Origin of the sequence: Halorubrum xinjiangense, from assembly GCF_900102375.1 — an archaeon.
Classification (GTDB): Archaea; Halobacteriota; Halobacteria; order Halobacteriales; family Haloferacaceae; genus Halorubrum; species Halorubrum xinjiangense.
In genome coordinates, this window is sequence record NZ_FNBO01000008.1 from 26,037 (window position 1) to 39,547 (window position 13,511).

Annotated in this window: 12 protein-coding genes; 3 read left to right on the forward strand and 9 right to left on the reverse strand. The window is 69.5% G+C overall.

The features are described 5' to 3' along the window. Positions 1–46: 46 nt before the first annotated feature. The 4 genes from F3H13_RS10130 to F3H13_RS10145 all read right to left on the reverse strand — a co-directional run bounded on the left by F3H13_RS10130 (position 47) and on the right by F3H13_RS10145 (position 3,775). A complete protein-coding gene (locus tag F3H13_RS10130) occupies positions 47–823 on the reverse strand; it encodes a sensor histidine kinase (RefSeq protein WP_149798918.1) in 777 nt (258 codons plus the stop codon). Positions 824–896: 73 nt separating this feature from the next. Then, positions 897–2,051, reverse strand: coding sequence for an acyl-CoA dehydrogenase family protein (locus F3H13_RS10135; RefSeq protein WP_149798919.1), 1,155 nt, complete (start codon positions 2,049–2,051; stop codon positions 897–899). A gap of 99 nt (positions 2,052–2,150) precedes the next feature. Further along, on the reverse strand, positions 2,151–3,290 hold the full coding sequence (locus F3H13_RS10140; RefSeq protein ID WP_149798920.1) for a pyridoxal phosphate-dependent aminotransferase: 1,140 nt from the start codon (positions 3,288–3,290) through the stop codon (positions 2,151–2,153). Continuing rightward, complete coding sequence (locus tag F3H13_RS10145; protein ID WP_149798921.1) at positions 3,287–3,775, reverse strand: Lrp/AsnC family transcriptional regulator; 489 nt, start codon at positions 3,773–3,775, stop codon at positions 3,287–3,289. The genes F3H13_RS10140 and F3H13_RS10145 overlap by 4 nt, the downstream gene beginning before the upstream one ends. 139 nt (positions 3,776–3,914) lie before the next feature. Between F3H13_RS10145 and F3H13_RS10150 the strand changes: the two genes are divergently transcribed. Then, a complete protein-coding gene (locus F3H13_RS10150) occupies positions 3,915–4,775 on the forward strand; it encodes an aldo/keto reductase (protein ID WP_149798922.1) in 861 nt (286 codons plus the stop codon). A 26-nt stretch (positions 4,776–4,801) separates the two neighbouring features. Here the strand turns inward: F3H13_RS10150 and F3H13_RS10155 are convergent, their stop codons facing one another. Together F3H13_RS10155 and F3H13_RS10160 are read right to left on the reverse strand one after the other, a co-directional pair. Continuing rightward, a complete protein-coding gene (locus F3H13_RS10155; protein WP_149798923.1) occupies positions 4,802–5,617 on the reverse strand; it encodes a hypothetical protein in 816 nt (271 codons plus the stop codon). A gap of 106 nt (positions 5,618–5,723) precedes the next feature. After that, positions 5,724–7,082 carry an adenylosuccinate synthase gene (locus F3H13_RS10160; protein ID WP_149798924.1) on the reverse strand — a complete coding sequence of 453 codons (1,359 nt, stop codon included), beginning with the start codon at positions 7,080–7,082 and terminating at the stop codon, positions 5,724–5,726. A 317-nt stretch (positions 7,083–7,399) separates the two neighbouring features. Between F3H13_RS10160 and F3H13_RS10165 the strand changes: the two genes are divergently transcribed. Next, complete coding sequence (locus F3H13_RS10165; protein ID WP_004595838.1) at positions 7,400–7,705, forward strand: hypothetical protein; 306 nt, start codon at positions 7,400–7,402, stop codon at positions 7,703–7,705. Positions 7,706–7,788: 83 nt separating this feature from the next. Here the strand turns inward: F3H13_RS10165 and F3H13_RS10170 are convergent, their stop codons facing one another. The 3 genes from F3H13_RS10170 to F3H13_RS10180 form a co-directional block, all read right to left on the reverse strand. After that, a complete protein-coding gene (locus F3H13_RS10170) occupies positions 7,789–10,092 on the reverse strand; it encodes a DUF7527 domain-containing protein (protein WP_149798925.1) in 2,304 nt (767 codons plus the stop codon). 159 nt (positions 10,093–10,251) lie between these two features. Beyond that, positions 10,252–10,725: an NUDIX hydrolase gene (locus F3H13_RS10175; RefSeq protein WP_149798926.1), complete on the reverse strand. Its 474-nt coding sequence runs from the start codon at positions 10,723–10,725 to the stop codon at positions 10,252–10,254. A gap of 136 nt (positions 10,726–10,861) precedes the next feature. Beyond that, positions 10,862–11,839: a transcription initiation factor IIB gene (locus F3H13_RS10180; RefSeq protein WP_149798927.1), complete on the reverse strand. Its 978-nt coding sequence runs from the start codon at positions 11,837–11,839 to the stop codon at positions 10,862–10,864. A gap of 457 nt (positions 11,840–12,296) precedes the next feature. Here F3H13_RS10180 and F3H13_RS10185 point away from each other — a divergent pair, with 457 nt between their 5' ends. Then, positions 12,297–13,484 (forward strand): M24 family metallopeptidase, encoded by a 1,188-nt coding sequence (locus tag F3H13_RS10185; protein ID WP_149798928.1) that lies wholly within the window; start codon positions 12,297–12,299, stop codon positions 13,482–13,484. Positions 13,485–13,511 lie beyond the last annotated feature (27 nt).

Here is a 13,511-nt window from a genome sequence, read left to right on the forward strand (position 1 = left end):
CCGACTGCGCCGCTCTGTTTGATCGCCCCCCAGCTCCGGCGAGGCGTCACCCCTCGCAGAGCGGGAGCCTGACGACGAACACCGCGCCCTTCGGCTCGTTGTCTTCGATCCACACGTCGCCGCCGTATATCTCGACGAGCGACCGCACCAGGTAGAGTCCGATCCCGGCGCCCGGGCTGTCGAGCCCCTTCTCGCCTTTGCCGAACACCTCGTCGCGCTGGTCTTCGGGGATCCCGGGGCCGTTGTCGGCGATCCGCACCTCGGCGGCGCCCGCGGACTCGTCGGCGGACGCCGTCACCGTCACCTTCGGCGGGGTCTCGTCGTTGTGCTGGACCGCGTTCCGTAGGAGGTTCCGGAACACCGAGCTCAGCATCTCGTCGCCGACGACCGACGCCTCGGGGAACGATCCCTCCACCGTGAAGACGGCCTCCGAGTACGCCGACCGGACCTCCTCGACCTGCTGTGAGAGGACCCGGCCGAGGGAGACGCTGTTCGGATCGGCGTCCTCCCGGAGCATCACCTCCGCGAGGTCGCGGACCGTCGTGGTGAGCGAGACGGCGCTCTGGGTGTTCCGCTTGATCACCTCGAGGTACTCCGCGCCCTCCTCGTCGACGTGGTCGTCGAGCAGCTCGGCGTACGCGCCCACCAGCTGGAGGTCGTTGCGGATGTCGTGGCGCATCACCTGGTTCAGCAGTTGGAGGTCGTCGCGCTGGCGCTTGAGACGCCCCTCCGGGTCCGGTTCGTCGCCCGCTTCGAAAGGCACGCCGTCGTCCGGATCGGCGTCCCCCTCGTCGACCCGCTCGGCGTCCGCGTGGTCGCTCATGACGCGATCGTACGTCCGGCGAGAGTTTTTACGTACCGGTTGCGGGCGGCAAGCCGCTTCGGTCGCTCCGGGATCACATCCCGTCGCCCAGCAGCTCGCGGGCGACGATGTTCTTCTGGATCTCCGTGGTCCCCTCGTAGATCTGGGTGATCTTCGCGTCGCGGTAGAGGCGCTCGACGTCGTGGTCGTTCACGAAGCCGGCGCCGCCGTGGACCTGGACCGCCTCGTTGGCGACCTCTACTGCGGTCCGCGAGGCGAACTCCTTGGCCATCGACGCGAGCGCGGTCAGGTCGCCGGCCTCGTTGTCGACGGCCCACGCCGAGCGGTAGGTGAGCCAGCGGGCGGCCTCGGTGTTCGTGTGCATCTCCGCGAGCTTGTGTTTGATCGCCTGGAAGTCGGAGATAGAGCGGCCGAACTGCTCGCGCTCCTCGGCGTACTCCAGCGCGCGCTCGGCCGCGCCGCGAGCGATGCCGACGCCCTGCGCCGCGACCGCGGTGCGCGTCTCGTCGAAGAACTGCATGAGCTGGAGGAAGCCCATCCCGCGCTGGCCGATGAGGTTCTCCTCGGGGACTCGCACGTCGTCGAAGCGTAGCTCGGCGGTGTCGCTCGCGCGGATCCCGAGCTTGCCGGTGATCTTGTCGCGGGTGAGCCCGTCGCGGTCGCCCTCGACGAGGATCTGCGAGTAGCCGGAGTAGCGGTCGTCGATGTCCGGGTCCGTCTCGCAGACGACGACGAAGTAGTCGGCGACGGTGCCGTTCGTGATCCACATCTTCGAGCCGTTGATCACCCACTCGTCGCCGTCCTTCTCCGCCCGCGTCGCGACCGAGGTCACGTCCGACCCCGCCTGCGGCTCCGAGATGGCCGAGCCCATCACCGCGTCGCCCGCGGTCACCTCCGGCAGGACGCGCTCTTTCTGTTCTTCCGTGCCGAACTCCATCAGCGCCTCCGCGCCGAAGCCGGCGCTCGAGATACAGAGCCCGATCCCGGGGTCGGCCGCGAACAGCTCTTCCGTGAGGATCGCGTTCTCCAGCGAGGAGTAGCCGATCCCGCCGTACTCGACCGGGACGTGCGGCGCTAACAGTCCCATCTCGGCCGCCTTGTTCATCACCTCGTGGGGATACTCCTCCTCGACGTCGTACTCGGTCGCGACCGGTCGGATCTCCTCGTCGGCGAACTTCCGTACCTCCTCGCGGAGCTGTTTCTGCTCGTCGGTTAGCTGGAACTCCATGCCCTGACGATCATGGTCGAGTGTGATAATCGTTGGCGAACGAAAACAAATTCGAAAGGAGTTGCTCGTTTGCTGTTGGGCTCGGACGGCAACCGAGCGTCAGCGCCCGTCGACGAACGCCGCGATCCGGTCGGTCGCCGCCTTCAGTTCGCGCATCGAGGTCGCGTACGAGACGCGGAGGTGCCCCTCCCCGCCCTCGCCGAAGACGGACCCGGGGACGACCGCGACCCCCTCCGCCTCCAGCAGCTCCTCGGCGAACGCCTCGTCGTCGCCGCCGCACTCCGGAAACGCGTAGAACGCGCCGCCCGGCTCGAACGTGTCGAGGCCCATCTCGTTGAACCGGGAGACGACCAGCCGCCGGCGGCGGTTGTACTCCTCGACCATCTCCGCGACCTCGTCGTCGCAGCGGTCGAGCGCCTCGATGGCCGCGTACTGCGGCGTCGTCGGCGCCGACAGCATCGTGTACTGGTGGATGCGGTTCATCGCGTCGATGGCCTCCGCGGGGCCCAGCGCGTAGCCCAGTCGCAGGCCGGTCATCGCGTACGCCTTCGAGAAGCCGTTGACGACGACCGTGCGCTCGCGCATGCCGGGCTGGGTGGCGATCGACGCGTGGTCGGTCCCGTAGGTGAGCGCGGCGTAGATTTCGTCGGCGACCACCCGGAGATCCTCGTCGCGGCAGAACGCGGCGACCTCGGCCAGCTCCTCGTCCGTCATCGTCGCGCCCGTGGGGTTGTTCGGGTAACAGAGGACCAAGAGGTCCGCCTCGGCCGCGCCGGCCGCCTCCAGCGACTCCCGCGTGAGCGCGAAGTCGTCCGCGGCGCGAGTGGGGACGGTCAGCTGCTCGCCACCAGCGAGTTCGATCCCGGGCCCGTAGGAGATGTACGTCGGCTCGTGGACCGCGACGGTGTCGCCGGGGTCGACCAAGGCGCGGAACGCGAGGTCGACCGCCTCGCTCGCGCCGGTCGTGACCAAGACCTCCGACTCCGGCTCGTACGACTGGTCGTAGCGCTCGTGGTGGTCGGCGATCCGCTCGCGGAGCGCGGCCATCCCGCGGTTCGCGGTGTACGAGGTCTTCCCGCGTTCGAGCGAGTCGATCGCGGCGGTGCGGGCGGTCCACGGCGCCGAGAAGTCGGGCTCGCCGACCCCCAGCGAGATGACGTCGTCGCGCGCCTCCGCCAGCTCGAAGAACTTCCGGATCCCTGACTCCGGGAGGGTGCGCGCCCGGTCCGAGAGTCTCATGGCGACACGGAGAGACGGTCGTCGTCGTCGCCGTCCTCGAACCGGATCCCGCCGTCCTTGTACGTCTCCATGATGTAGTGGGTCACCGTCTGGGTGACCTCCGGCATCGGCGCCACCTGCTCGGAGATGAACTCGGAGACGTCTTGCATGTTCTCGCCGAGCACCTCGACGGCGAAGTCGTAGTCGCCCGAGACGAGGTGGAGGGCGTCGACCGCGGGGAACTTCGCGATCCGGTCCGCGACCTGCTCGTACCCCGTCTCGCGGTCGAGTTCGACGTTGATCTCGACGACCGCGCGGATCTTCCCCTCGTCGACGCGGTCCCAGTCGACGACGGCCTGGTAGCCGTGAACCACGCTTTTCGCCTCCAGCGCGTCGATCGCGTCCGCTACCGCGTCCGCGTCGAGGCCCGTCTGGGCCGCGATGTCGTCGATGTCCTCGCGGGCGTTCCGCGCCAACACGTCGAGTACCTCGCGCTCGGCGTCCATACCCTTAGATTACGCGGGGACGGTTTATGAGTAGCGACGGGCGCAACACGGGCGAACCGCGCGTCGCGCTCGCCACGGCCGCGACGCGTCCCCTTCCGCCATCCCCACGGCTTTCACCGTGGCGCGAGATCGCTCGGCCATGGCTTCGAACACCAGCGGGAGCGAGACGTTCGACATCGGCGGCGAGTTCACGGTCAACCGCCTCGGCTTCGGCGCGATGCGGATCACGGGCGAGGACATCATCGGCCGCCCCGACGACGAAGGAGAGGCGAAGGAGGTCCTCCAACGAGCCGTGGACCTCGGCGTCGACTTCGTCGACACGGCCGACTCCTACGGACCGGGCGTCTCGGAGCGACTCATCGGCGAGGCGCTCGGCGACCCCGACGATGTCGTCGTCGCCTCGAAGGCCGGCCTGCTCCGCAACCGCGAGGGCGACTGGCTCCCCCACGGCGACCCCGACTTCCTGAAGAATCAGGTGCTGTGTAGCCTCGACCGACTCGGGACCGACACGATCGACCTCTACCAGTACCACCGCCCGGACCCCGACACCGACTTCGAGGAGTCGATCCACGCGTTCGCAGAGATGAAAGACACCGGGCAGGTCACGCACGTCGGCCTCTCGAACGTCACCGTCGAACAGCTGGAGACCGCCACCGACATCGTCGATATCGCTACTGTCCAGAACCGGTACAACGTCGGTCACCGCGACGACGAGGACGTGTTGGCCGCCTGCGAGGAGAAGGGCGTGGGCTTCATCCCGTGGGGACCGATGTACGTGGTCGACGACGAGGAATCCGCGGACGCGCTCGACGAGGTCGCCGAGCGTCGGGACGCGACGCCTCGGCAGGTCGCGCTCGCGTGGCTGCTCGACCACTCCGACGTGACGCTCCCGATTCCGGGCACGTCGAGCGTCGACCACCTCGAGTCCAACCTCGCGGCGGCGGACCTGACGCTCACCGACGAGGACCGCGCCGCGCTGAACGGCGTCGACCCGCAGTAGACCGGCCGGTTCCTCCTGTTGAGCGATTACTCGATCGTCTCAACGTCGGCCATCTGCGCGACCTTCAGCGCGGTCGCGACGTTGAACGCGAGCCCCAGCGGCGCAGCGACGACCGCCGCGAGCAGTGCGCCGGGCGGCCCGGCGCGCGTCAGGAGGCTCAACGGGACGGAACAAACCGCCGTGACGACCGCGACGAAGAGGAAGAACCCGAGCGGCTGGTGGCGGGCGGTGAGTTCGCGCGCCCGGCGGGCCGCGGACTCAATCCCGCGGTCCTCGAGCGTGAGGACATACACCGTCGGGAAGTAGAGGTACGCCACGATCAGCGCCGCGAGAATGGCGGCCACGAACAGCGGCGGAACGACGAGCAGCGGGAAGAAGGCGGCCGCCAGCGCGACGAGGACGACGGCTTCGAGAAGGATCATCCGGACGCCGAACCGCCGGACGCCCGCGGCGAAGTCGAACCGCCCGGTCGTGATCCCCTCGGCGATGGCGCCGAAGTAGCCCGCGCTCAGCGCGCCCGAGACGACGACGTAGGCGCCGAGCAGCGGGACGAACAGCACGACCGACTCCACGGTGCCGAACGGGACGGCGACCGAGAGGCCGCCGCCGGTCGGCGCCTCCACGAAGCTCCAGAGGTCGTACCGGTAGACGGGGAACGACGCCCGGACCGAGATCCCGTCCGTCCGCGACGCCGCCAGCAGGTCGCTCGCGTTTAAAATCGTCGTGACGAGCGGCACGAGCGCGAGCGGGAGCAGTCGCGGGAGGTGTGAGAACGTCCGTTCGACGATCGGTTCCGGCGCGGACGACGGTTCGTCCGACGGACCGTTGGAGGGCCGGGCCATGTCGGCGGTTCGCGTTCACCCCTGAAAAGTCTCGGCCGGATGCTAGTGCCGTTCGCACGCGGTGATCGGTCGCGTGGGGCGGTCGGCTCCGGGCCCGGGAGCGACGCTACTCCTCGAACGGGTTCGTCAGCTCGACCGTCTCCTCGCGGTCGGGCCCGACGCCGACGGCGTAGACGGGCGTGTCGATCTCGGCGGCGAGGAACTCAAGGTAGTCGCGGGCCGCCTCGGGTAAGGCGTCGTAGCCCGCCTCGGCGACCGCCGAGGAATCGAACTCCTCCCAGGTGTCGAGCGTCTCGTATATCGGCTCGCAGCGCTCCCATCGGTCGGTCGTGGTCGGTACCGTGTCGAGCGTTTCTCCCTCGAGCTCGTACCCCGTACACACCTTCAGCTCGTCGAGCCCGGCCAGCACGTCGACGTGGTTGACCGCGACGCCCGTGAAGCCGGAGACGCGCGCGGCGTGACGGAGCATCGGGAGGTCGAGCCAGCCGATCCGGCGCGGCCGGCCAGTGACCGTCCCGAACTCGCCGCCCTTCTCGCGGATCTCGTCGGCGAGCGCCTCCTCGTCGGCGTCGCCGTCGAGCTCGGTCGGGAGCGGCCCCTCGCCGACCCGCGAGAGGTACGCCTTCACGATGCCGACGACCTCGCCGGCGCCGACCTTAGTGACGCCGAGCCCGGAGCCGACGGCCGCGCCGCCGGCAGTCGGGTTCGACGAGGTGACGAACGGGTAGTTCCCGTGGTCGACGTCGATGTGGGTGCCCTGCGCGCCCTCGAAGAGGATCTCGTCGCCCGCCGCGTGGCGCCGGTGGAGGTAGTCGGAGCAGTTGACGGTCATCCCCTCGTCGGCGAGTCGCTCGCCGATCGCGGCGAACTCCTCGTGGAGCGCGTCGACGTCGAACGCCTCGGCGCGCTGCGGCTCGGCGTCGTCGAGGTCGAGCCCGTACACGTCCTCGACGAGCGCGCGCTTCTGCGGCACGGCGTACTCCAGCTTCTCGCGAAGCGTCTCCGGGTCGAGCAGGTCGGCGATCCGGATCCCGCGGCGGCCGGCCTTATCCTCATAGGTCGGGCCGATACCGCGGCCGGTAGTGCCGACCTCCTCGCCGGCGTCGTCGTCGGCCTTGACCTCCTCTTCGATCCCGTCGAGCGCGCGGTGGTACGGCATGATGACGTGCGCCCGGCGAGCGACGCGTACGTCCGGTTCGAGCCCCCGCTCGCGCAGGTCGTCGATCTCGGTGAACAGCGTCTTCGGGTTGACGACGCAGCCGTTCCCGAGGACGCCGACCGTCCCCCGAACCGCGCCGCTCGGAACCAGTGAGAGCTTGTACTCCGCGCCGCCTTCGACGACGGTGTGGCCGGCGTTGTCGCCGCCCTGATAACGGACTACGACGTCCGCGTCCCCTCCCCACCGGTCGACGAGCGCGCCCTTGCCCTCGTCGCCGAGTTGGGAGCCGACGATGGTGAGTGTCATACGACCTGCCGATTCCCGGCGGGGGGTAAAACCGATTACGGTCTGCGACCGCGCGACAGGCACGGACGTGGATCGGAAAATATCTTCTTTGCTGAGAATGCGCTCGTTCGTGTATTCTCTCGGCGTCGCGCCGCTTGCCGGTTTCGGCGCGTTCGCCTGTCGGTTCCAGCGCGCTCGCCCGCCGCGTGTGTGTCTCCCTCCGGCGTGCTGCGATCGAACACGTTAACTACTCCCACGTGAAAGCGAGCGATCGAACCGGGCGTCCCCGGCCGCCGACAGCAACTTTTAAACGGGGGCATGACGAGTTAACATGTGCCATGATAGATCGACTAGAGAAGGAGGTAGACATGCTGGAACGCCACCTTCAGGTCCTGCGGATGGTCATCGAAAACGAGCCGATCGGCATCGTGAAGATGTCGAACGAGACCGGCTACCCGCACCACAAGGTTCGGTACTCGCTGCGGGTCCTCGAAGAGGAGAACCTCATCGAGCCGTCCAGTCAGGGCGCGATCACCACGGAGCGAACCCACGAGTTCGTCGACGAGCTCGACGAGAAGCTCGACGAGACCGTCGAGAAGCTGGGCTCCATGCGGATCGACGACGCCGCAGAGCTCGAGAACTGACCGCGCGACCGATTTCGACCGGCGACGTACCTGCCGCGTTTTCTCTCTCAGCGACGGCGCGAGTTCGCGACGGTCGGCGACAGCTATAGGTCCGGGACCGTCATGTGGAATCCGCCGTCGCGGGCCTCGACGAGACACAGGTGGTACCCCTGCTTGCGCGAGAGCTTCACGAAGCTCGCCCGCTTCGACCGGCTGAACAGGCCGCCGCCGACCGCGTCGCTCGCGGTCTCTAAGGCGCCGGGCTCGAAGAAGCTCTCCGTCACCGCGAACGCCCCCGCGAACGTCTCGTTCGACTCGGCGATGTCGCGCCCGTTCTCGACGAGCGACTCCAGCGTCCCCTCTGCCGTGGGGTCCCGGCTGTCGTTCAGGTCGGCGACGAACAGCGGGTGACCCATCCGGTCGCGCAACACGAGGTCGAACGCCCGCTGCTCGCGGACCTCCTCGCCGCCCTCGCGGAGCTCGACGGACACCGTGCCACCGATCTCGGCGCGGTCGATCTCCGGCAGCGCGTCGTAGAGGTCGCGGAGCGTCCCCTCGTTGCCGGTGCCGCGGACTTCGAACGGGAGGTCCTCGACGAGCCACCGGGCGAAGCCGTACTCGATTGTGTCCTCGAGGAACTCCGCGAACGGTCGCCCGTCGACCGCGAGGCCCTCCGTCTCGAAGCTCGTGTGGTGTTCGACCCGGAGGTTCTCGCGGAGCGCCTCGCGGTCGGCGCTCCCCTCGTGGGCGTCGGCCAACGTCACGCCCTCCTTCGACTCGTACCTGATGAACAGGTTCGTCCCGTTGCGCGCCTCCCCCGGCGTGAGCGTCCGCTCCGCGTCCGGGAGCCGCTCTTTGGCTTCAGACAGCTCGCGGCGGAGTCGGTCGCGCTCCGATCGGAGGTCGTCGACCTCGGTCTCGAGGCGGTCGACCTCGGCTGCCAGCTCGTCGCGCTCCGCCTCGACCTCGTCGCGCTCGGCCGCCAGCCGGTCGCGTTCGTCCGCGAGCGACTGCCGCTCCGTCTCGGTCTCCTCTAAGGCCGCCTCGAGCTTCCGGAGTCGCTCGGGCTTGCCGCCGCGCTGCGCGTCGCGCGCCTCGCGCTTCGAGACCGCCGACGGCGTCGATGCCGACCCGCCGGTGGAACGCGGTGACGGCGAGCCGCCGCTCGCGGGCGACTCGCTCCGCTCGGCCCCGCGTCGGTCGTCTGCCGACCGGGAGCGCCGCGCCGACCCCGCGCCCCGGTCGTCGTCCGCTCTCGGTTCTCCGCTCGCCTGCGAGGGGTCGAGCGCCGGGATCGACTTCTGCTCTCTCCACTCGGCCTCCTCCGAGAAGACGTCCTCGTCGCCCGGTGCGTCGCCGCGATCCGAGTCGGGGCCGTCCGCGTCGCCGGCGGCCGCGGCGGACGAGGCGTCGGACTCCGGCGGCGGCCGTCGAACGCGCTCGGAGCCGGGCGACCCCCGAGCGTCTCCGTCGGCGGACTCGACGTCCCCGATCTGAACCCCGCTGCGTGGCTGCGGCTCGTCGTCTCCCGAGGCGTCCTCGCTCGAATCGACGTCCGGCCGTCCGTCCGCGGACGCGCTCGCGTCGACGCTCGCCGGCTCGTCGCGTCGGGCCGACGCCGCCGAGTCGTCGTCTCGACTGCGGTCCGGCGCGCGGTCGACCGCGGCCGCGGGCTCGGCGGCGTCGTCTCCGTCCGTTCCGTCGTCGCCGCCCGTTTCCGCCTCGATCCCTTCGGACTCCGTCTCGTCGGTCGCGCCGGCGGCGGTGCCCTCGTCGCGCGCGCCGTCCGCGTCGGTGGTGGCGTCCGCGTCGGCGGCGGCGTCCGCATCGCCCGCGCCGTCCGCACCGTCCCCGCCGGCCACGGCGTCGCCATCCGGGAGCGGCCGGACATCGAGGTCGACCTCGTACACCGTGTAGATGCCGACCTCGTCCGCGGCGAGTTCGAAGGCGTCGTCCCCGGTCTCCAGCCGTCGGGCGTTGCCGACGTACGCCGCCGCCATCGACTCGCCGCCCGTGTACGCGACGTAGTAGTCGCCGGAGAGGACGTTCTCCGACAGCTCGATGTAGCCGGTGAACCCGCCCTGCGAGAGCTTGCGGTCGGCCTCGTTCAGCGGCGTGTCGTTGGTGTAGTACTTCGCCCGCGGCTCGCCGCCGATCTCCTGCATCGCGAAAAGCACGGGGAGCGCGTCGTCCGGGGCCCGGTAGACCGTCCCGGAGGCGTCGGCGAAGGCGTCGAGCGTCGCGTCCACGACGCCGACGACGCGTCCGTCGACGAGGAACAGCCACCCGGTCCCGTCGGTTGCCGCGCCGGAGAACCCGCTGTCGACGATCCGCCGGAGTCCCGCGAACCCGCCGGAAAACGAGCGGTCGTCCCACTCGGTGATCGCTTCCCTTCGCTGTGCGTCCATCCTTGCGTTTACGTCGCCAACACCGACCCAAATACCTTCCGGAGCGTGAGACGGCCGTCTGACGCCGCGATTCGCCCTTCGAACCCGTTGACGGCGGTCCATCGACCGGCTCCTGACCCGGCCGCGACCCGGATCGGCGCGCCCGGCGAGTCGGTCCGATCAGCGCTCGCCGACGGCGGCGATCGCCTCCCGTCCGAGGTCGACGACGTCGTCCGGGAGGTCGCTCGCCGCCAGCTCCTCCGGGGTGTACCAGCGCCAGCGCGTCGGGTCGACCTCGTCATCGCCGTCCGGGTCGATCTCCCGGGAGCCGACGTGGGCGTAGTAGAGGTGGTCGACGTGCTGGTGGCCCACGGACCCGTCCTCGTGGACGTTGATGTCGTGGAGCATGAGGTGGGCCGGCTCCGGGAGGCCGCGGGTGTTCGGTCCGGTGATCGGCGACTCGTCGGCGAGCAGCTCCGGCGTCAGCCCCGTCTCCTCGCGGACCTCGCGGCGCGCGGCCTCGTGCGGGAGCTCGTCGCGGTCGACGTGGCCCCCGGGCGGCAGTCGGATGCCGAGCCGCTCGTGGTCGTGAAGCGCCGTCGCCCCGTCGTTGACGATGTAGGTCGTCGCCGTGAAGTGGCGCGTCGTCTCCATGTCCGGGGGTGGCGGCGCGTCGACTTCGCGGTTTCGGCTCGCGACGCGGAAACGAAGAATGGAAAAATCGTCCGATACGGCGGCGGAAGGCAGAGCGAACGCCGAACGCCACGACGTCTGAGGGCGGGAGAGCGAGTTAGTTCAGTGCGACGGAGTCCTCGGCCTCGAGGAGCTCGTGGTACCGATTCCGGATGGTGACCTCGCTGATGTTCGCGACGTCGCTGACCTCGCTCTGGGTAACCTTCTCGTTGACGAGCAGCGAGGCGGCGTAGACGGCGGCGGCGGCGAGCCCGACCGGCGACTTCCCGGAGTGGATCCCCTGCTGTTTCGCCGTGTCGAGGAGGCTGCGGGCGCGGCGCTCAGCCTCGTCGGAGAGGCCGAGGTCGGAGGCGAACCGCGGGACGTAGCTCTCGGGGTCGGCGGGCTGGATCTCCAGCTTCAGCTCGCGGACCACGTAGCGGTACGTCCGGGCGATCTCGTCTTTCTCGACCCGGGAGACGCCGGCGATCTCGTCGAGGCTGCGCGGCGTCCCCGCCTGCCGGGCCGCGGCGTACAGCGACGCCGTCGAGACACCCTCGATGGAGCGGCCGGGCAGCAGGTCCTCGTCGAGCGCGCGGCGGTAGATGACGGAGGCGGTCTCGCGGACGTTGTCCGGGAGGCCGAGCGCGGAGGCCATCCGGTCGATCTCGCCGAGCGCCTGCTTGAGGTTGCGCTCCTTGGAGTCGCGGGTGCGGAACCGCTCGTTCCACGTGCGCAGCCGCTGCATCTTCTCGCGCTGGCGGCTAGACAGCGACTTGCCGTAGGCGTCTTTGTCCTGCCAGCCGATGTTCGTCGAGAGCCCCTTGTCGTGCATCATGTTCGTCGTCGGGGCGCCGACGCGCGACTTGCTGTCCTTCTCTTTGGAGTCGAACGCGCGCCACTCCGGCCCGCGGTCGATCTCGTCCTCCTCGACGACGAGCCCGCAGTCGACGCAGACGGTCTCGCCGTGTTCGGTGTCGGTCGCGAGCTGGCCGCCGCACTCCGGGCACCGCAGCTCTTCCTCTTCGGTTTCCGACTCTGTCTCGCTCTCGTCGTCGACGGTCTCTGTCGTGTACGTTCGAAGGTTCTCGCTCATTGGTTTGATGCTGGAGGGAAAGACGGAACCGAGGGACGAATCTCGGTGTTTTCCTCACCTTCGGGTAAGTGACCCAAATACTTAAATGTTCGCGTGTTTGGCATCGCTGAGGCACGCCCGAAAACAGCGTGTAGAACCCTGTAAAACTCGGTATTTTCGAGGGGTCGAGCGGAAGCAGCTCGAGAGCGCAATTCGCGGTCGATGAGCGGGGTATAATATATATGCGTTTCGCGGCGGGTCGGCCGGCGCCCGAAGCGACCGAGCGATCAGTCAGCCTGCGGTCGCCGTCGCCGCAATCGCCCCGCCGAAGTAGCCGACGACTACGCAGATCTCGGTCACTAGCAGCAGGGTCAAGTCGATGTCCTGACCCGCGGTGACGCTGGTCGTCGGCGGGAGACACCCTACCCGCGTGTTCCGCGAGGACAACCGCTTTGAGCGTCGCGCGAGCAAGGCGTGTATGAACCGAACGCGACTCGACGACCGCCTCGCCGACCTCGACGCGGACGGCTACCTCCTCGACGCCTCGCAGGAGGACGCCAACCAGCTGTACCTCTCCGGGTTCACCGGCCCCGACCCGTTTCTCACGCTGTACGCCGACGGCGAGGTCCACCTCCTCGTCAGCGGGCTGGAGTACGGCCGCGCGACGACCGAGGCGGCGGCCGACACGGTGCAACGCCACGCCGACTACGACTACGAGTACGGCGGCCGCGAGGAGCGCAACGACATGTACGCCGCGTTCGTCCGCGAGAAGGGCGTCGACTCCGTCTCGATGCCGCCGCGCGGGCCGGTCGGCACCGCGGACGCCCTCCGCGAGCGCGAGATCGACGTCTTCGTCGACGGCGACGACCGGCTTCAGGAGGTCCGCGCGGTGAAGACCGACGAGGAGATCGACGCGATCCGCGAGGCCCAGAAGGCGAACGAGGCCGCCATGCGGGCCGCCGAGGAGCTGATCGCCGGCGCGGAGGTGGCCGGCGAGGACGCCCCGGCTGACGGCGACGTCGAGCCCGGCGTCCTGCTCCGCGACGGCGAGCCGCTCACGAGCGAGCGGGTGACAGAAGAGATAGAGGTGACGCTGCTGCGCCACGGCTGTGCGCTCGACGAGACGATCGTCGCCGGCGGCGCGCAGGCGGCGGACCCCCACGACCGCGGCTCCGGTCCCCTGCGAGCGAACGAGGCGGTAATCGTCGACATCTTCCCGCGCTCGAAGGCGACGAAGTACAACGCCGACATGACGCGGACGTTCTGCGTCGGCGAGCCGGGCGAGATCCTCCGCGAGTGGTACGACCTCACCGAGCGCGCGCTGGAGGCCGCGCTCGACGCCGTCGAGCCGGGCGCGACCGGCGAGGACGTCCACGCCGCCGCCTGCGAGGTGTACGAGTCGGCCGGCGAGCCCACCTTCCGCACCGACCCCGAGACGGAGACCGGGTTTATCCACTCCACCGGGCACGGCATCGGGCTCGACGTCCACGAGTCGCCGCGGCTCGCGAGCGGGGGCGAGGAGCTGGAGCCGGGTCACGTGATCACCGTCGAGCCCGGCCTCTACGACCCCGAGGTGGGCGGCGTCCGGATCGAGGACCTCGTCGTGGTCACCGAGGACGGCTACGATAACCTCACCGACTACCCGGTCCGGTTCGCGGCCGAGTAGGTCTCTGACCGGTCTGTCCCGGCGAGT

Coding starts and splice junctions, on each gene's coding strand:
- F3H13_RS10130 (WP_149798918.1), bottom strand. CDS start 823: ATGAGCGACCACGCGGACGCCGAGCGGGTCGACGAGGGGGACGCCGAT.
- F3H13_RS10135 (WP_149798919.1), bottom strand. CDS start 2,051: ATGGAGTTCCAGCTAACCGACGAGCAGAAACAGCTCCGCGAGGAGGTA.
- F3H13_RS10140 (WP_149798920.1), bottom strand. CDS start 3,290: ATGAGACTCTCGGACCGGGCGCGCACCCTCCCGGAGTCAGGGATCCGG.
- F3H13_RS10145 (WP_149798921.1), bottom strand. CDS start 3,775: ATGGACGCCGAGCGCGAGGTACTCGACGTGTTGGCGCGGAACGCCCGC.
- F3H13_RS10150 (WP_149798922.1), top strand. CDS start 3,915: ATGGCTTCGAACACCAGCGGGAGCGAGACGTTCGACATCGGCGGCGAG.
- F3H13_RS10155 (WP_149798923.1), bottom strand. CDS start 5,617: ATGGCCCGGCCCTCCAACGGTCCGTCGGACGAACCGTCGTCCGCGCCG.
- F3H13_RS10160 (WP_149798924.1), bottom strand. CDS start 7,082: ATGACACTCACCATCGTCGGCTCCCAACTCGGCGACGAGGGCAAGGGC.
- F3H13_RS10165 (WP_004595838.1), top strand. CDS start 7,400: ATGATAGATCGACTAGAGAAGGAGGTAGACATGCTGGAACGCCACCTT.
- F3H13_RS10170 (WP_149798925.1), bottom strand. CDS start 10,092: ATGGACGCACAGCGAAGGGAAGCGATCACCGAGTGGGACGACCGCTCG.
- F3H13_RS10175 (WP_149798926.1), bottom strand. CDS start 10,725: ATGGAGACGACGCGCCACTTCACGGCGACGACCTACATCGTCAACGAC.
- F3H13_RS10180 (WP_149798927.1), bottom strand. CDS start 11,839: ATGAGCGAGAACCTTCGAACGTACACGACAGAGACCGTCGACGACGAG.
- F3H13_RS10185 (WP_149798928.1), top strand. CDS start 12,297: ATGAACCGAACGCGACTCGACGACCGCCTCGCCGACCTCGACGCGGAC.